This window comes from Armatimonadota bacterium (genome assembly GCA_031459855.1).
Lineage (GTDB): Bacteria > Sysuimicrobiota > Sysuimicrobiia > Sysuimicrobiales > Humicultoraceae > Fervidifonticultor > Fervidifonticultor primus.
On record JAVKHP010000001.1, the window covers coordinates 2,114,601 to 2,132,041 of the forward strand.

The 17,441-nt window shown below is 73.0% G+C and carries 19 protein-coding genes; all 19 read right to left on the reverse strand.

The genetic code is table 11. The features are described 5' to 3' along the window. Positions 1-146: 146 nt before the first annotated feature. The 19 genes from QN157_09650 to QN157_09740 all read right to left on the reverse strand — a co-directional run bounded on the left by QN157_09650 (position 147) and on the right by QN157_09740 (position 17,440). Entirely contained in the window at positions 147-788 is a 642-nt protein-coding gene (locus QN157_09650; GenBank protein MDR7555858.1) for a TetR/AcrR family transcriptional regulator, read from the reverse strand. Continuing rightward, positions 785-1,330, reverse strand: a complete 546-nt coding sequence (locus QN157_09655; protein MDR7555859.1) for a hemerythrin domain-containing protein — start codon at positions 1,328-1,330, stop codon at positions 785-787. The genes QN157_09650 and QN157_09655 overlap by 4 nt, the downstream gene beginning before the upstream one ends. Positions 1,331-1,442: 112 nt before the next feature. Continuing rightward, positions 1,443-2,195 (reverse strand): SDR family NAD(P)-dependent oxidoreductase, encoded by a 753-nt coding sequence (locus QN157_09660; GenBank protein ID MDR7555860.1) that lies wholly within the window; start codon positions 2,193-2,195, stop codon positions 1,443-1,445. Beyond that, positions 2,192-3,082: an amidohydrolase family protein gene (locus QN157_09665; GenBank protein MDR7555861.1), complete on the reverse strand. Its 891-nt coding sequence runs from the start codon at positions 3,080-3,082 to the stop codon at positions 2,192-2,194. Before QN157_09665 ends, QN157_09660 begins: the two co-directional genes overlap by 4 nt. Before the next feature lie 17 nt (positions 3,083-3,099). Then, complete coding sequence (locus tag QN157_09670; GenBank protein ID MDR7555862.1) at positions 3,100-3,909, reverse strand: acyl-CoA dehydratase activase; 810 nt, start codon at positions 3,907-3,909, stop codon at positions 3,100-3,102. Beyond that, positions 3,906-4,745, reverse strand: a complete 840-nt coding sequence (locus QN157_09675; GenBank protein ID MDR7555863.1) for an acyl-CoA dehydratase activase — start codon at positions 4,743-4,745, stop codon at positions 3,906-3,908. The genes QN157_09670 and QN157_09675 overlap by 4 nt, the downstream gene beginning before the upstream one ends. 5 nt (positions 4,746-4,750) lie before the next feature. Next, positions 4,751-6,040 carry a 2-hydroxyacyl-CoA dehydratase family protein gene (locus tag QN157_09680; protein ID MDR7555864.1) on the reverse strand — a complete coding sequence of 430 codons (1,290 nt, stop codon included), beginning with the start codon at positions 6,038-6,040 and terminating at the stop codon, positions 4,751-4,753. A gap of 25 nt (positions 6,041-6,065) precedes the next feature. After that, entirely contained in the window at positions 6,066-7,226 is a 1,161-nt protein-coding gene (locus QN157_09685) for a 2-hydroxyacyl-CoA dehydratase family protein (GenBank protein ID MDR7555865.1), read from the reverse strand. A 222-nt stretch (positions 7,227-7,448) separates the two neighbouring features. Beyond that, positions 7,449-8,618, reverse strand: a complete 1,170-nt coding sequence (locus tag QN157_09690) for a PrpF domain-containing protein (GenBank protein ID MDR7555866.1) — start codon at positions 8,616-8,618, stop codon at positions 7,449-7,451. A 114-nt stretch (positions 8,619-8,732) separates the two neighbouring features. Continuing rightward, positions 8,733-9,875: a thiolase family protein gene (locus QN157_09695; GenBank protein ID MDR7555867.1), complete on the reverse strand. Its 1,143-nt coding sequence runs from the start codon at positions 9,873-9,875 to the stop codon at positions 8,733-8,735. Beyond that, the gene (locus tag QN157_09700) at positions 9,868-10,317 is read right to left on the reverse strand and encodes a Zn-ribbon domain-containing OB-fold protein (GenBank protein MDR7555868.1); all 450 of its coding nucleotides are present in this window, start codon (positions 10,315-10,317) and stop codon (positions 9,868-9,870) included. The genes QN157_09695 and QN157_09700 overlap by 8 nt, the downstream gene beginning before the upstream one ends. Next, positions 10,318-11,100: an ABC transporter permease subunit gene (locus QN157_09705; protein MDR7555869.1), complete on the reverse strand. Its 783-nt coding sequence runs from the start codon at positions 11,098-11,100 to the stop codon at positions 10,318-10,320. Next, entirely contained in the window at positions 11,087-11,941 is an 855-nt protein-coding gene (locus tag QN157_09710; GenBank protein MDR7555870.1) for an ABC transporter ATP-binding protein, read from the reverse strand. The genes QN157_09705 and QN157_09710 overlap by 14 nt, the downstream gene beginning before the upstream one ends. Next, the gene (locus tag QN157_09715) at positions 11,931-12,716 is read right to left on the reverse strand and encodes an ABC transporter permease subunit (protein MDR7555871.1); all 786 of its coding nucleotides are present in this window, start codon (positions 12,714-12,716) and stop codon (positions 11,931-11,933) included. Before QN157_09715 ends, QN157_09710 begins: the two co-directional genes overlap by 11 nt. Then, positions 12,713-13,774: an ABC transporter substrate-binding protein gene (locus QN157_09720; GenBank protein MDR7555872.1), complete on the reverse strand. Its 1,062-nt coding sequence runs from the start codon at positions 13,772-13,774 to the stop codon at positions 12,713-12,715. Before QN157_09720 ends, QN157_09715 begins: the two co-directional genes overlap by 4 nt. 112 nt (positions 13,775-13,886) lie before the next feature. Then, positions 13,887-14,639: a glucose 1-dehydrogenase gene (locus QN157_09725; GenBank protein ID MDR7555873.1), complete on the reverse strand. Its 753-nt coding sequence runs from the start codon at positions 14,637-14,639 to the stop codon at positions 13,887-13,889. Between the two features lie 76 nt (positions 14,640-14,715). Further along, a complete protein-coding gene (locus QN157_09730) occupies positions 14,716-15,504 on the reverse strand; it encodes an enoyl-CoA hydratase-related protein (protein MDR7555874.1) in 789 nt (262 codons plus the stop codon). Continuing rightward, on the reverse strand, positions 15,501-16,751 hold the full coding sequence (locus QN157_09735; GenBank protein MDR7555875.1) for a CoA transferase: 1,251 nt from the start codon (positions 16,749-16,751) through the stop codon (positions 15,501-15,503). Before QN157_09735 ends, QN157_09730 begins: the two co-directional genes overlap by 4 nt. Further along, a complete protein-coding gene (locus tag QN157_09740) occupies positions 16,748-17,440 on the reverse strand; it encodes a TetR/AcrR family transcriptional regulator (GenBank protein ID MDR7555876.1) in 693 nt (230 codons plus the stop codon). Before QN157_09740 ends, QN157_09735 begins: the two co-directional genes overlap by 4 nt. Position 17,441 lies beyond the last annotated feature (1 nt).

Consider the following 17,441-nt stretch of genomic DNA (forward strand, 5'->3'; position numbering starts at 1 on the left):
CACCTGCCTTCGGCGTGGGGTCCTGCCCGTCGTTCGCGGCCCCCGACGCGCACCCCTGCTGCGACGGTGCGGGGGACGCTCTGCGGGACGACGCCGGCGGGCGGTGCGCAGTGCGCCCGATGCCGCCTGGGGCTGGACCCTGCCGGCTACCGGGGCGCGCCCCGCAGGTAGCCCAGCACCGCCTGCAGGCAGCGCTCACGGGTCGAGGCGTGCCGGGCCTCCCAGTCGGGTTCCTGCAGCCACTGGAGGAAGAGGCCGTCGACGATGGCGCGCACCACCGAGGCGGCCGCCGCCACGTCGGGCACCTGGAAGACGCCTTCGCGCAGGCCCTCCTCGATGATGTGGGCGTACGCGGCGTCCACGATCCCGCGGAACGTGGCGCTGAGCTCGTCGAACCGATCGTGGCGCGCTGCGGCGCCCAGCAGGTCGAGGAAGACCAGGTAGAAGTCACGGTTGGCCCGCGGGTCGACGAAGATGGCGTCGACCATGGCCGCCACCTTCGCTTCGGCGGTCGGGGCCCGGTGGACCGCGGTGTGGATCCGACGCGCCACACGCGCCAGGACCCACCGCATCGTGGCCAGGACGAGGTTCTCCTTGGTGCCGAAGTAGTACAACAGGATCCCCTTGCTGACGCCCGCCCGGTCCGCGACCCGCTGCAGCGAGAGCCGCCGCAGACCCTGCTCCACCAGCACCCGGTACGTGTGGCGGAGCAGGTGGGCGTGCCGCGCGGACCTGGGCTCGTCGAGCCCGGTGGCGTCCGCCGGGGGCGCGGTGCGCAGCGTGCTCACGACGGTCCTCCTGCAAGACGCTCGGCCAGGGTGGTCGCCGCCTGGTGCACCCCGTGGCCGAGCTGGTGCTCCACCCCATCGTAGCACGCGCCGGTCGCAGTGTCGTCGGCGGGCTGCAGCACGACCTCGCCCATGGGGAACAGGACCTCGTTCTCCTTGGCGATGTGCGCCCGCAGCAGGTCCAGGTACTGGCGACAGGGCTCCAGCACGGCGCGGGCCGGGACGGCGCCCTGTGCGTAGCGGTCCAGCTGCGCGGCGATCTCCCGCACCAGCCGGCGGCCCGCCTCATGCTCCTCCAGCATGACGCCGATCGGTCCGCCCTGGCGGGGAATGCCGCGGCGCTCCAGGCACGGGAAGAGACACGCTTCTTCCTTGCCGTGGTGGCACCGGTCGACGAACGTCTGGCTGAACGTCACCAGGTCGCGCAGGAACGCCACCGGCACGTCGCCGCCGGCGTCGGCGGCCGCCAGCGCGCGCTCGAGCCCATCGAGCACGCCCAGGATGACGCGGTGCTCCTCGATCAGGTCGTGCGTGGACCGCATCGCCGTCGCGTCCCTCCGTTCCTTCCGGGGGTGCCGGCCTGCCGCCCCGAACGGATGCCCGCGCGCCCACGCTCCAGCGCCTGCGCGGGCCCGGGACGCACCGGCCGGGATCCTACACCATGGTCAGCCCGCCGCCCACGCTGAGGGTCTGGCCCGTGATGAACGAGGCGCGCTCCGACGCCAGGAAGAGGACGGCGTCGGCGATCTCCTCGGGCCGGGCCAGCCGCTGCAACGGCGTGGCGCGCACGATGGCCTGGACGAGCTTCTCGTGGCCGTCGTCGATCAGCTGGCGCAGGAGCGGGGTGTCGGTGAGCCCGGGGGCCACGACGTTGACGCGGATGCCGTATCGGGCCACCTCGCGCGCCAGCGCCTTGCTGAAGGCGATGACCGCGCCCTTGGCGCCCGAGTAGACCGCCTCGCCCGACGAGCCGGCACGCCCCGCCTCGGACGCGATGTTCACGACGACGCCCGTGCCGCGGGCGATCATGTGCGGGAGCACCACGTGGCAGGTCGCCAGCACGCCGCGGTAGTTGAGGGCGATGACACGGTCCCAGAACTCCTCGGTCGTCTCCACGAAGGGCATGATGCGGTCCCAGCCCGCGGCGTTTACCAGCAGGTCGATCTGCCCCCACGCCGCCAGCACCTGCTCGATCCCGGCGGCCACGCTGGCCCGGGACGTCACGTCCATGGCCACGGCCAGCTCCTCGCCACCCGCCGCCCGGATCTCGTCGGCGACGGTGGCGGCCCCGGGGGCGTTGATGTCGGCCACGGCCACCCGGGTGCCTTCCCGGGCAAGCGCCAGGCAGACGGCGCGCCCGATGCCGCTGGCGCCGCCCGTCACCACCGCCACGCGTTCGCTGCTCATCGGCTGGCCCCCTGACCGGCTGGCGCGCCCACGTCCAGCCGGAACAGCTCCATGGCGTTGTCACGTACCAGCCGGCGGTACGCCTCGGGCCGCAGGCCCAGGGCCCGCAGCTGCGCCAGGCTCTCCTTCCAGGGCAGGCCGTTGGTGCCCCACAGGCAGCGGTCCTGCCCCAGCCGGCTGTTCATGAACTGCACCAGCTCGGGCTTGAGGTACTTGGGCATCCAGGCGTCGACGCCCAGCCACACGGTGTCCCATTTGTAGCACACCGAGATCAACTCCTCCACCCAGGGCCAGCCGGTGTGCGCGCCGATCACCTTCAGGGTGGGGAAGTCGCACAGGATGCGGTCGAGGTAGATGGGGCGCCCGTGCTCGGAGGGCATCCCCTCCAGCACGTGCCCGACCTGCATCGAGACCGGCACGTCGAGCTCCACGCACTTGGCGTACAGCGGGTACATCCGGCGGTCGTGCAGCGGGATGTCGAAGCCGTAGACGTGGACGTAGACGCCGCGGAAGCCGAAGTCGCGCACGGCCCGCTCGATCTCCTGCAGGCTCTCGGGAATGCGGAAGGGGTTGTAGCCGGCCAGGCCCACGAACCGGTCGGGGTAGCGCGTGGTGTACTGCGCCACCTCTTCCAGCGCGGTGTCCATGTACATCCAGTGGTTGCGGTACGACCACATCTTGCACTGGGTGATGCACACCCGCTCCACGCCCGCGTCGTCCATGGCCGCCACCATCGCCTCCAGGCTGGGGAAGCTGGGCAGGCTGCCGCCCAGCGCCCGCTCCATGCGGCAGACCAGCTCCCCGCGCTTGGCGGCGTTCCAGCGCTCGATGAACTCGGGGGTGGCCACGTAGTACATGATGTCGATGGCGCCGATCTGTTCCTCCATGGGTGCCCTCCCGCGGGTCAGACGGACGCGCGCTCGCGCACCCGGCGCAGCCGCTCCGCGGCCAGCCGCGCCGCGCCCAGCGCGCCGGCGTAGACGCCCAGCTCGTCGGGCGGCACCCGGAACGGCACCCGCAGCGTCTGCTCCAGGGCGCGCTGCATCAGGGGCACGCGGGTGAGCCCGCCGGTGAGGGCGTAGGCCGGCTCGGCCCGCAGCCGCTTGACGAGCTGCGCCGCGCGCTCGGCCAGCGCCACCAGGGCGCCGGCGCAGACGTCCTCGGGGCTGCGGCCCGAGACCAGGTGGTTGATGACCTCGCTCTCGGCGAAGACGGCGCAGATGCTGGAGACCACAGCGGGCTCCCGTGCGGCCTCGGCCAGGGCGGCGATGGCGCCGGGCTCGTAGCCCATGTACCGCACGGTCTTCTCCAGGAAGGCCCCGCTCCCGGCCGCGCACTTGTCGTTGAGCCGGAAGGTCTTGACGCGGCCCCGCTCGTCGAGGCGGATGGCCTTGACGTTCTGCCCGCCGATGTCCAGCACGGTCCGAACGTCGGGGTAGAGCCCGTGGATCGCCCAGGCGTGGGCCGTGAGGTCGGTGACCGCCACGTCGCGTAGCGGCACCATGTGCCGGCCGTACCCGGTGGCCGCGACGTAGGCCACGTCCTCGCGCCGGCATCCCGCCGCCGCGACAGCGGCATCCAGCGCCCGCTCGGCGGCCCGGGCGAAGTTGAAGCCGCTGGGGACGATGGCGCGGCCGGCGATGGCCCCCGCGCCGTTGGCCAGGACGACCTTGGTGTACGACGCGCCGGCGTCGATGCCCGCGACCAGCGTCATGGCGTCTCCCCTCCTGCGACCGCGGCGGCGACACCCGGGGGCGCCTGCGCGCCGCCACCCAGCACGTGGTCCAGCGCGAACAGCGCGGCGCCGATCGCCCCGCAGAAGTGCGACTCCTCGCTCACGTTCACCGGACCGCCCACCAGCTCGCCGATGAGCTTCACCATGGCCACGTTGCGCGCGACCCCGCCGGTGAAGGTCAGCTCGGGCTCGATGCCCACGCGGCGCACCAGCGAGATGCTGCGGGAGGCGATGGCGGCATGGACGCCCATCAGCACGTCCTCGACCCGCCGGCCGCGCGCCAGCCACCCCAGGATCTCGGACTCGGCGAACACGGTGCAGGTGTTGGTGATCGCCACCGGGTGGCGCGCGGTGAGGGCCAGGGGCCCCAGCTCACCCAGGGGCAGCTCCAGAGCGGCCGAGGCGGCGCCCAGGAACCGGCCCGTCCCGGCCGAGCACTTGTCGTTCATGCAGAAGTCCAGCACCTGCCCGTCAGGGCCCACGCGGATCGCCTTGGTGTCCTGGCCCCCGATGTCGAGGACCGTGCGCGTGTTGGGGAAGAGGAAGACCGCGCCCCGAGCATGGCAGGAGATCTCGGTGACCTGCGTGTGCCCGAACTCGACCCGGAAGCGGCCGTAGCCGGTGCCGACGATGTAGGCCACGGTGCGCTCGCTCACGTCGGCGTCCTCCAGGGCCAGCTGGAACGCCTGCCGGGCGGCGTCAGTCAGGCGGGCGCCCGTGTCCACGATGGCCCGGCCCAGGATGCGTCGCTCCGGATGCAGGATGACCGCCTTGGTCTGCGTGGACCCCACGTCGACCCCGGCGACCACGGTCACGCTCCTCACCTCCCCGCGCCGGCCTTGCGGGCGGCCAGCGCCTCGAAGAATGCGTCGACGCGGTTCTTGATCTGCGCGTCCGACCACAGCCGGGCGTCGACCAGGTCGGACTGGATGAACAGCCCCGGCACGTCGCGCTGAGTGCGCAGCCACTCGCGCACGTCGGGCAGGCCCGTGGAGGTGGTCCGGCACGACTTCACCCCGTGGAGGCAGATGCCGTCCACGCCCCAGTCCCGCACCGCGTTCGCCAGCCACTCCTGGGGGTAGAACATCGAGCCGGTGAAGCCCCACCAGGCCGCCTGCAGCATCTGCTCGGCCAGGCTCTCCAGCGGCCGGGTCAGGTCGTAGCCGAAGCCCGGCACGAACCCGCCGCCGGCGAAGATCATGTAGGTGCTGAGCACGAACACGCCGCCCCACGACTCGAACAGCTCGACGAACCGCTTGAAGTGGGTGTAGCAGGCGGTGCCCGCCAGCAGGAGCCGGAACTTCTCGTCGGGCACCGTGCCCAGGCCCAACCGGATCCGCTCCCGCAGCTCGTCCCGGGCCAGGGCGAAGAACTGGGTGCCCTCCGGCGCACCCCGGTAGAGGTTGGCGATGCCCTGGTAGGTGATGCCCTCCCGGGCGGCGTTGAACGGCGCCGGCCGGTGGCGGTTGAGGGCCAGCACCTCGTGGTAGACGGCGGCCATGCGGTTGGTCTCCGCCATGCTCTCCCGCAGCCGATCGATGTCGAAGGGCCGGCCGGTGATGCGCTCGCACAGCGCGATCAGCTCGCGCAGCTGCCCTTCCACGTAGCGACGGTCGCGCTCGAAGGCCGGGTCGGCGGGATCGGGGGCCGCGCCGGCCCCACGCCAGGCGGGCAGGTCCAGCACGAACACCGGGCACCCGTAGTGGTGCTCCCAGAACTCCGCCCACTTGACGTAGGTGTTGCACATGTTGGTGGCCAGGGCCAGGGCCGGCCGCGGCACGCGGCCGTGGGGATGCTCGCCGCCTTTGAGCTGCAGGCCGACGTCGACCTTGACGTAGCCGCAGATGTCCGGCGAGAAGCCATAGTCCTCGGCGGCCTGCAGGTAGGCCATCGACTGCCCGCGCACGGCGGTCTGCAACGCGGTGATCTCCGGGAAGTTGATCACGAAGTCGAAGACCCGCAGGAGCTCGTTGAACGAGCCCATGACGAAGACGTAGGCGGTGGGCCGGCCGTCGCCGGCGGCCGCCGTCATCTCCTGCCACCAGCTGTCGAACAACCGTCGGCTCTCCTTGCGGGTGGCGCCGACCAGGTCCTGCGCCTGCGCGGTCATCGTCGGGCCTCCTGCGGCGTGCGCGTCATGCGAACTCGAAGAGCAGCGACTCGGCGAACGTCTCGACCTGGATGCCGACCTGCTCGAAGGTCGTCATCGTCTCCTCGAACTCCAACACCAGGTAGGGGATCCCCGCCGCCTCCAGCGTCCGGGTGTAGTGGACCTGCTCTTCCAGCCCGGGCTCGCACATCTTGGGCGCGGCCACGATGGCGGCGTCGGCACCGGCCGCGCGCAGGCGGCGCAGCAGCATCTCGGCCCTGGGCTTGCGGGGGTCGTGCTGCACGGGGCTGTAGCTGGAGGCGTTGAGGTAGGCCCAGGCCAGGTTGGCCAGCGGGTCCCCGTCGGTGGCGACGTCGTCGACCAGCCACCGCAGCCCGATCAGCAGGTCGTCGTCGACGATGTAGCAGGCGTCCTGGATCACCGCCAGCATGTCCAGCGGCGGCTGCTCGCAGTACCCACCCTCGAAGACTACGCGAATCCGGTCCTGCCGCTTCGCCGGCCGCTGCCCGACCAGCTCCAGGACACGGCGCAGCAGCGCGTTGTGCTCCTCCCGCGGCATGACCCCGCCGGCGCGCGTCAGGACGTAGGCTTCCAGCGCTGAGAGCAGCCAGGGCGTCTCGCGCTTGATGCGGTACAGCTCGCGCAGCAGCCGCCGGTTCTCGTTGAACACCGCGATGCTGGCCGCCAGGCGCTCTGCGGTCACGGGCTGTCCGGTCGTCTCCTCGATCAGCCGCACCAGCCGCGCGTACTCGCCGGCCAGGTAGTCGACGGCGTGGGCCGAGGCGGCGTTCTGCGGGAAGTAGAGCACCCGGGTCGGGAACTGTGGGAAGTTGCGCACCCACACCCCGCAGGCGTTGCGGACCGCGTCGCAGATCGAGGGGATCACGAACAGCGACAGGAAGTCCAGCCGGCCCGAGAGGGCCAGTTCGAGGGAGGACCGGACGATGGAGCAGACGAACGCCGCGATGCGCGCGTCGGCCTGCCGGATCTGGACCGTGCTGCCGGCCCCCATGATCTTGACGGGCAGCATCCCGGCGGCGTGGGCCAGCTCCTCCGGGAAGTAGACCTGGAAGTGGCCCAGGACCTTGCCCCCGGGGTGGTCGGCCAGCCACCGGCGGACTGCGGGGTAGCTCGGATCCTCGACCAGTGCCCGGCAGTCATCGACGATGCGCTCGAGCTCTCCCATCAGGCCCCATCCCCTTGTAGCTGCTGCCTGTGCCTGCCGCCCCCACCTGTCGTCCTTACCTGCCGCCCTTACCTGCCGCCTGCGCTTGGCGCTTTATCTGCCGCTCCCGTCTGCCGCCCCGGCACCTGCCCCCGCACCTGCTACCCTTTGTTAACTGACCGGTCAGTCAAAAACCATCGGGTGAGGAACCGATTTTTGCCACTTTGCCCACGCTCTCTACGCTCAGAGCCGGTCGCGCCGTACGAAGGCGTACCCCTCCATGAGTCGACGGGCGGTCCTGGCGTAGGTGGCCCTCACCACCCGCCACCCCCCGTCAGGGTCGTGGTGCAGTTCCGCCGCCACACGCATGAGACCGCTGGGGTGACCAAGCGCCACCCGGCCGCCCTCCCGTACCCGGGCGAGCGCCCCGGGCACACTGCCGGGCAGCACCGCGGCGACGGCCGCGCAGGCGGCCGCGGTGCCCGGGAACGCCTTGTGCAGCATCGGGGGCCTGCCCCCGGCCAGGCGGACCAGGAGATCGGCCGCGCCGGCGTCGATGGGCGCACCTTGGAAGGTGGTGAACGCCGCCGGCGGGGCGACGGCGACGGGCAGGGGTACCAGCCCGTCGCGGCTCAGGCCCAGCCGCTCGGCGGCCGCCTCCTTGACCGCCACCATCGCCTGCAGCATGCCGGCCGTGAAGTCGCCGGGCCCCTCGGTGCCGCGCATGCCGACCGCGGCCGCCGGGAAGAAGACGCAGAGGTTGGCCACGTCGACGATGGTGACCTCGAGCCGACCCACGCCGGCCACCTCCAGGGCGTCGCGCACCTGCCCTGTGGGCAGGAGTCGGCCGGTCGTGGCGCCAGCCGCCGTCGCGAAGTCGAGCAGGATCTCGGCCCCGCTGCCGGGCACGCCGTCGATGGCGCAGTCGCCCTCCACCGCCGGGCGGTGGCCGCGCACCGGGACCAGCGCCGTGTACACCTTGTCGGTGTTGGTGTTGTACACGCGCACGGAGGTCAGGGGCTCGACCGGCCGCACGAAGCCTTCCTCGATGGCGTAGACCCCCACGGCCGCCGAGATGTTGCCGCAGTTGATGTCGTAGTCGATCACCGGCTCGGTGATGCTGACCTGGCCGAACGTGTAGGTGACGTCGGCATCGGGGCGCGCCGGCGGGCCGATGATCGCCACCTTGCTGGTCAGGATGTCGGCGCCGCCCAGCCCGTCGATCTGGCGCGGATCGGGGCTCCCGAACAGGGCCAGGATCAGGCGATCGCGCAGTACAGGGTCAGCCGGCAGATCTGAGGCCCGCAGGAACACGGCCTTGCTGGTGCCTCCGCGCATCAGCACGCAGCGCACGGGGATCTGCTCGCCCACCAGTGACGCGACCGGGGGCCGCCGCTCCAGTGCCTGGGTCATCCGGTTCCCTCCTCCACGCCGAACTGCCGGAGGCCCTGCGCGCCGGCACCGAACCTCCAGCACCCCGGACCTCCGCGTCCGCCTCCGCGCTGCGCCGTGCGGCGACCGCGGACGTTACGCTGCCGCGATCAACACGGTGCAGGCCGCGCCTTCCACTCCGGCCGCCTTGCCGCCCCGGCAGTGGGCCAGGCCCACGCGCGCGCCCGCGATCTGGCGTGCGCCAGCCTCGCCGCGCAGCTGGCGGGTGAGCTCGACCACCTGGGCCACGCCGGTGGCGCCCAGCGGGTGCCCCTTGCCCAGCAGGCCGCCGCTGGGGTTGATCGGCCGCCGTCCGCCCAGGGAGGCTTCCCCGCGTTCCAGCGCCGCGGGGTACGCGCCGGGCGGCCACAGCCCGAGGCCCTCGACCCGCAGGATCTCGGCGATCGAGAAGCAGTCGTGCACCTCGGCGAAGTCGATCTCCTCAGGACCGAGGCCCGCCTGCTCGTAGGCGGCGCGGGCGGTGCGGGCCGTGAGTTCCTCGAAGGCCATCGAGCCGGGGGATGCCTCGACCTCGCCGCTGCGCAGCGCGGCGGCGCGCAGGCGCACCGCACGAGCCCGTCCGAGCTGGGCGACTACCCGACCGCTGCAGAGGATCGCCGCGGCCGCCCCGTCGCTGACGGGGGAGCAGTCCAGCAGGCCCAGGGGATCGGCGATGGGTCGTGCGGCCAGCACCTCGGCCAGGGTGACCGCAGCCTGGAACTGCGCGGCGGGGTTCAGGCTGGCGTGGTGCTTGTTCTTGACCGAGACCAGCGCGATCTGCCGGCGCGTCGTGCCGTACTCCGCCATGTGCCGGCGGGCCCGCATGGCGTAGACCGCGGGCATGGTGAGCCCTACGGCCGCCTCGACGTCGTCCTCGCCGGGGGTGAGCGCGCCGCGGAACCGGCTGGTCAGGTGCTCGACGCCCATCGCCAGCACGACGTCGTGCGCGCCTGCCAGGATGCTCAACGCCGCCTCCCGGATGGCCACGGCGCCGCTGCTGCAGGCGTCTTCGACGTTGGTGAGCGGGATGCCGGCGAGCCCGACCTGCGCCAGCACGCGCTGGCCCGTGACCATGCCCTGGAACACGTGGCCGCAGTAGGCCGCCTCGACGCGCCGCGGGTCGATGGCCGCGTCGCGCAGCGCTTCCAGCACGGCCTCCGCCCCGAGGTCGACGGCCGTGCGGTCCGGATGCTTGCCGAACTTCGTCATGCCCACGCCGACGATCCACACCTCAGGCATGGCGCACCTCCGCGTCCCGTCGCGGGTGGCCCTGCCAGCCCAGGATCGGGCGGCCGTCTGCGCCGACCCGCACCGGCTCGACGCGCAGCTCCACCGGCAGGCCGATGGCGACCTCGTCGGGCCCGATACCCGCCAGCGGCGCCAGCACCCGCACCCCGTCGGGCAGGTCGACGTAGGCCAGCACGTAGGGCGTCGCAAACTCCGGCGTGGACTGGTGGACCACGGTGTACGTGTACACGGTCCCCTGCCGCGACAGCGCCACGGTCTCGAGCGCCCCATGGAGGCAGCGGGCGCAGACCAGCCGCGGCGGGAAGTAGCATGCCCCACACCGGGGGCAGCGGCTGCCCGCCAGGTGGAGCGCCCCGTCCGCGCCGGCCACGAACAGGCCGGGACGGAGCGGGACCGCCTCGGCGGGCGGGGCGACTGCGTGGGGCTCACCCATCTAGATCACCTCCGTCGGGCGCCAGCGGGCCGCCAGGCCCTCGAGGGCGCGCAGCGCCGCGTCCAGCGCCCAGATGATCGCCAGGAGGATGCACAGGCCAGCGAAGACGTCGCGGGCGTTGAACATCGACTGGGCGAACGCCACCACCATCCCGACGCCGCGGGTGGCCCCGATGTACTCGCCGACGATGGCGCCCGCCAGCGCGAAGCCCATGGTGATGCGGATCGTCCCGAGCAGCCACACGCCCACGGCGGGCAGGTAGACGTGCCAGAGCAGCTGTCCCCGGCGGGCGCCCAGCAGGCGGGCCGTCCAGACGACGTCGCGGTCCAGGGCGCGCACGGCCGCATGCGTGTTGAAGGCGGCGGTGAAGAAGACCAGCGTCACCACCAGCACGATGCGGGCCAGCGGGCCGAACCCCAACCAGACCACGAGCAGCGGGTAGAGGATCAGGCGTGGCACGGCGTTGCCCGCTGCCAGCACCGGCAGCACGGCGCGTTGCGCCCAGGGCCAGGCCGCCACGGCGCCACCGACCGCCGCGCCCAACACCACGCCCAGCACGAGCCCGGCCAGCGCCACCGCCAGGGTAGCGGCCACGTGTGGGAGGATGTAGCCCGACGCGCTCCACGCGACGGCCCGGGCCACGATCGCCGACGGGGCGGAGACGTAGAACGGGTCGATGGTTCCGGCGCGCACACCCGCTTCCCACGCTGCCAGCAGGCCGGCCAGCGCTACAAGGCGGGCGGCACCCAGGAGCGCCCGGCGATGGCGCCTAGCCGCGCGCATGGGCTGCGGTCACCTCGTCACGCAGGTCGGCCCAGATCCGGCGATAGATGGCCACGAACGCCTCGCTGCCGCGCACCTCGGTCACATCGCGTGGCCGCGCCAGCTCCACCGGGTACGTGGCCTTCACGCGGCCGGGCCGCCGCGTCAGGACGATCACCCGATCGCTGAGCGCGATGGCTTCCTCCAGGTCGTGCGTGACGAACAGGATCGTGCTGCGCGTCTGTGCCCACAGGGCCAGCAGCTCGTTCTCCATGAGGTTGCGTGTCTGCACGTCCAGCGCGCCGAACGGCTCGTCCATGAGGATGATCGCCGGACGGTAGACCATGGTCATGGCCAGCGCCACTCGCTTGCGCATGCCGCCCGACAGCTGTGACGGGTAGTGGTGCTCGAACCCCGCCAGGCCCACACGGTGCATCCAGTCCCGGGCGTCCTGCCGGGCGCGGGCTGGGGGCACGCCCCGCAGCACCAGCGGCAGGGCCACGTTGTCGAGCGCCGTCTTCCAGGGCAGCAGGGCGTCGCCCTGGAACACGTAGCCGATACGGCCCGGCTGGAGGCCGGTGCTGGGCGTTCCGAAGATGCGGATCTCGCCGGACGAGGGCCGCAGCAGGCCAGCGATCATGTGGAGCAACGTCGACTTCCCGCACCCCGAGGGGCCCACCAGCGCGACGAACTCGCCGGGGGCCACGCGGAACGACACGTCGGCGACGGCCACCACGGTGCCGCCCGTGCCCTCGAAGGTCCGCCCGAGCCGCTCGACGTCCACGGCCGCGGGCCCGGGCGGCGGGCCGGCGGGCACCTGCGCCGCATGGGCCGTGCGGGGGGCGGGCGCGTCAACCTTCATAGTGCGGCTCCTGCCGCCAGACCGACCAGCGCGCGTCGAGGCGCGCCAGCGCCGCGTCCAGCAGGCCGGCCAGCGTCACGGCCACCACCAGCCCGGCCATGACGCGCGAGGTCTGGAACAGGTTCTGGGCGCCGATGATGACGTTGCCCAGGCCCCGCATCGACGCCATGTACTCGCCCAGGATCGCCCCGACGAAGGCAAACCCCAGGCTGGTGCGCAGGCCCGCGGCGATCCAGACCAGCGCAGCGGGCAGGTAGAGGTGGCGCAGCATGGCAGCAGGCGAGGCGCCCAGCACCCTGACCTGGGCGACCAGCGTGCGGTCGACCTCGCGCACGGCCCCCAGCGTGTTGAACACGCCGACGAAGAACACCAGGGTGACTACCAGCGCCACCTTCGAGGCCACGCCCAGGCCCAGCCAGAGGGCGAGCAGCGGGTAGAACACGATCCGCGGCGCGGCGTTGAGCGTGGCGAGCGCCGGCTCGACCAGCTCTCCCAGCACCGGCACGAGGGCCAGGGCCAGGCCGACCACCACGCCCGCCCCCAGGCCCAGCGCGAGCCCTACCAGGGCCGCCGCGAGGGTCGCGCCCAGATGCGGCCACAGAAAGCCAGAGGTCACCCACCGCCACAGCTCGGCGCCCACCAGCACGGGCCGGCTCACGAACTCCTCGGACAGCCAGCCGGCGCGGACCCCGCCTTCCCAGGCGATCAGAACCAGCGCGAGCGCGCCCGCCTGCCCGGCCGCCGTGGCCAGTCGCCCGCGCACGCGCGACGTCACGGACCGCCCCCGCCAGCGATGGCCTTGCGCACGAACCGGTCGTCGACCAGCCGGTCCACCGGGACCGCGAAGGCCGGATCCAGCAGCCGGTCCTGCTTGAGGAACCGGATCACGGTCCCGACCGCCTCAGGCAACACGCGTCCGTCGGGCGAGAGGCCGGCCAGGTTGGCGCGGAGCATGGCGGGCGTCCAGTTGAGCCCGGCCGGCAGCACGCGGGCGATCTCCTCGGGCTTCGTGCGGTGCGCCCGCAGCCAGCGCAGGGTGCGCACGAACACGTCGACCAGCGCCTGCACGGCGTCGGGGTCGCGGGCGATCACCTCCGGCCGCGTGAGGAGCCCGCTGGAGATGTGCGCGGCACCGTAGAGGCGGACGGTGCCGTCCAGCGTGCGCACGTCGTAGAGCAACCGCGCCGAGCCCTCTTCCACGAGGGTGGTGATCAGCGGGTCGAGGTAGACCAGGGCGTCGACCGTCTTGCGCCGCCACGCGGCCAGCGCCGTCTGCGGCCCACCCACGGGCACGAACTGCACCGCCTCGGGCTCGACCCCGTAGGCCGCCAGGATGTGGCGGGCCTGCATGTGGGTGGCCGAGCCGAGGCTCGTCACGCCCACCCGGCGTCCGCGCAGCTGGGAGGGCGCCGTGACCTCGCGCAGCTCGGCCTGCACGATCATGGCCATGGTCTGGGCGTTGAAGAAGGTCAACAGGAACTTCAGGTCCTTGCCCTGCTCGTGCGCCTTGATGACCTGGGTGATCGTCACCGTGGCGAACTGGACGTCGCCGCCGATGAGCGCCGTGGTCGCGTCGGGGCCGCCGCGAAAGTCGATGAACACGGTGCGCAGGCCGCTGGTGCGCGCCAGCTCGTCGAAGGCCCCCAGGCCCATCGCCACGTAGACGGGGAGGTACCCGACCACAGCCGGCGGCCCGATGGCGACGCGGACCTCGCGCAGTGGCCCCGGCGCCGCCGGCTGGCCGGCGGCCACCAGCAGGATCAGCGCCAGGCTCGCGGCGAGGACCGCGGCGGCGCGCCCGCCGGTACGGTTGCAAGACGCGCTGGTGCACATCACGCTCACCTCCTGGAGCGATTCCCGGTGCCACGGCCCGTGCAACGGCCGTCGTCGCCCATCGCGGACCGCCGGGTGCAGGCGGGCACCGGACACTCCCCGTGCCGCACGGTCATACGCTGGGGCCGCCCAGACTGCGGCCGCCGCACACGTAGAGCAGCTGGCCCGTCACGTACGACGTCTCGTCGTCGGCGAAGAAGCGCACGGCGTGCGCGATGTCGGCCGGCGTGCCGATGCGGCCCATGGGCACCGTCTTCAGCAGGCGCTCCTGCACGTCGTCCTTCAGGCTGCGGAACAAGGGTGTGTCGACCAGCGCCGGCGCCACGGCGTTGACGGTGATGCCGAACCTGGCGAGTTCCAGCGCCAGGGTGCGCGTCAGGCTCACGACGCCGCCCTTGGACGCGGCGTAGTTCACCTGCCCCGGGTTGCCCAGCCAGGCGCGCGAGGCGATGCTGACGATCCGGCCATACTGCTGCTCCATCATGAGGGGCACGGCCGCCCGGCAGCACAACCAGTACGATTTGAGGTTGACGCGCAGGACCTCGTCCCAGTCCTCCTCGGACATCTTGGTGAGGTAGCGGTCGCGCGCGATGCCGACGTTGTTGACCAGGATGTCGACGCGGCCGAACGCCTCCCGCGCGCGCTCCACCACGGCGGCGGCTCCCTCGGCACGGCTCACGTCGGCCGGCACCCCGACGGCCTGCGCGCCCGCGGCGGTGAGCGCCTCGACCACCCGCGCGACCCGATCGGCCACGATGTCGTTGACGACGACGCGAGCGCCGTCGGCGGCCAGACGGGTGGCGATGCCCTCGCCGATGCCCTGGCCCGCTCCGGTGACGATGGCGACGCGTCCGGCGATGCCCATCGGTGGTCCCTCCCGCTCCCGGCCTCAGCGTGGAGGCCCGAGTCTCCCTCCCTGCAACGGTGTCGTGAGCATGCCCCTAGCGGCCCGTGAACTGCGGCTCGCGCTTTTCCAGGAAGGCCTGGATGCCTTCGCGGCGGTCACGGGTCGTGCGCAGCACCGCGTGAGCCGTGCGTTCGAACGCCAGCCCGGCATCCAGGCTCACGTCCCAGGCCAGGTTCACGGCGGTCTTGATGGCGCGCAGCGCGAGCGGCGCCCGCGCAGCGATGGTGGCCGCCAGCGCGCGGGCGGCGTCCTGCAGCTGGGCCGCCGGTACCACCCGGTTGACCAGCCCGATGCGGTGCGCCTCGGCGGCGTCGATGTGGTCGCCGGTGAACATCAGTTCCTTGGCGCGCGAGGGGCCGACGAGGCGCGCGAGCCGCTGGGTGCCGCCCGCTCCGGGCATGCTGCCCACCCGGGCCTCGGGGAAGCCAAAACGCGCGTGCTCGGCCGCCACCCGCAGGTCGCACGCCAGCGCCAGCTCCAGGCCCCCTCCGAGCGCGTAGCCGTTCACCGCGGCGATGGTGGGAATGGGAAGGGCCTCCAGCTGCCCAAAGACGCGGCGCACCCGGTCGGCGAAGGGGTCGGGTCCCGCGCCGTCGTCGCCGTACTCCTGGGCCCGCGCCTTCAGGTCGGCGCCCACGCAGAACGCCTTCTCGCCGGCGGCGGTGAGGACGAGCGCCCGCACGGCGTCCCCGCCCTCGAGCGCCGTCAGCACCTCGCCAAGGCGATCCAGCATCTGCGGGGTCAGCGCGTTCAGCGCCTCGGGCCGGTTGAGGGTCACGATCCCCACCGCCTGCGCCTGCTCGAAGAGCACCACGTCGCTCATGCCTGTTCACCTCCATGCCGCAGCGCCGGTGCCGGGGCCTCGCCCGCCTCCTGGGGCTCGGCCAGCCGGACCACGCCGGCGGCTGCCAGCTGGTCGATCTCGTCGGCCGTGAAGCCGGCCTCGCGCAACACCGCGGCGGTGTGTTCGCCCGGCAGGGGCGCGGGCGCGCGGAACTCGGGCGGCGTCGCCTCCAGGCGCAGCGGTGAGCCCACCACGCGCACGGGCCCCAGCCGCGGGTGGTGCAGAGTGACCAGCATGCCGTTGTGCGCGACCTGCGGGTGGGCCTCGAGCTCGGGATAGGTGAGGATGGGGCCGCACACGATGTCGGCCGCCTCCAGACGCGCCAGCCAGTGGTGCGACGGCTGCGCGCGGAAGATGGGCGCCAACGTCTCCCGCAGGGCGGCGCGATGGCGCACGCGCGCTTCGTTGGTGGCGAACCGGGGGTCGTGGGCGAGCTCGGGGTGCCCGAGCACCTGGCAGAGGGCCTGCCAGCGCTCGGGCGTGTAGGCGGCGACCATGATGTAGCCGTCGGCGGTGGGAAAGGCCTCGTTGGGCGCGGCGTAGGGCGCGGCACTCCCCGTACGGCCCGGCGGGGTGCCCGAGGCCAGGTACATCGCCAGCGGCACCGCCTGGAACGCCAGCAGCGCGTCCAGGAGCGAGACGTCCACCCGCTGGCCACGTCCGGTGCGTTCGCGCGCCAGCAGCGCCGCCAGGATCCCGCATGCGGCGAGGAAGCCTGCCGTGGTGTCGGCTGCGGGCGTCCCCACCTTGACGGGCTCGCCCTCGGGCGTCCCCGTCACGCTCATCAGGCCGGCCGCCGCCTGGACGATGCCGTCGACCCCGGGCCGGTCGCGCCATGGGCCCGACTGCCCGAAGGCGGAGATCGCGCAGTAGATCAGGCGCGGGTGCTGCGGGCGCAGGGTGGCGTCGTCGAGCCCAAGGCGCGCCATCACTCCGGGCCGGAAGCTCTCCACCAGGACGTCGCTGCGCGCCACCAGCCGCAGGATCACCGCGCGGGCCGCCGGCTGCTTGAGGTCCACGACGATGCTGCGCTTGTTGCGGTTCATGCCGATGAACGCCGCGGCCACGCCGCCGACGAACGGCGGGCCGAGCTGCCGCCCCCACTCGCCGCCGGGCGGCTCGACCTTGATCACCTCGGCACCGAGATCGCCCAGGTGCATGGTGCAGATGGGCCCGGCCGCGCCCTGGGAGAAGTCGAGCACCCGCACGCCCTCCAGGGCCCTCACGGCCCGTCGCCCCCAGCAGGAGGCGCCACCGGGGCCGCGTCGCGGGGTCCCCGCTGCAGGGCGCCGGTGGCGTAGGCGGCAAAGTGCGCGGCGATCTCGTCGGCGGTGTGCTGGCCGTCGGGCCGGTACCAGCGCACCACCCAGTTGACCATGCCCAGCACCGCGAACCCCGCCAGGCGCACGTCGGTGGGCGCGAACTCGCCGGTGGCGATCCCGTCGGCGATGATGCGGCGGAACAACGCCTCGTAGCGGTCCCGCCACGCCATCAGGGCCTGGCGGTACTCGGGAGCCAGTGCGCGGCCCTCCTCGAGGAAACACGCGACGTTGTCGCGGTCGTGCACCAGCGTCAGGATGTGGAGCCGCACGGCCGCCCGCAGGCGCTCGGCCGCCGGCGCCGGCGTCGCCGCGATCCGCTCCAGGTCGGGCAGCGCGCGGTCCAGCGTGTGCTGCAGGATCTCGTAGAGGAGCGCCTGCTTCCCGCGGACGTGGTGGTAGAGCGACGCCTTGGTCAGGCCCACGGCGCGGGCGATCGCCTGCATCGTGGTGCGCTCGAAGCCCCGCGCCCGGAAGAGCGCGGCGGCAGCCCGCAGCACCTGCTCGCGGGTCACGGGGACCCGGTGGGCCCGGCGGGGGTGCGCCCCACGGCGCTGGGGTCTTGGCGCCGGGGGATGCCGCAGCGGGGCGACCATC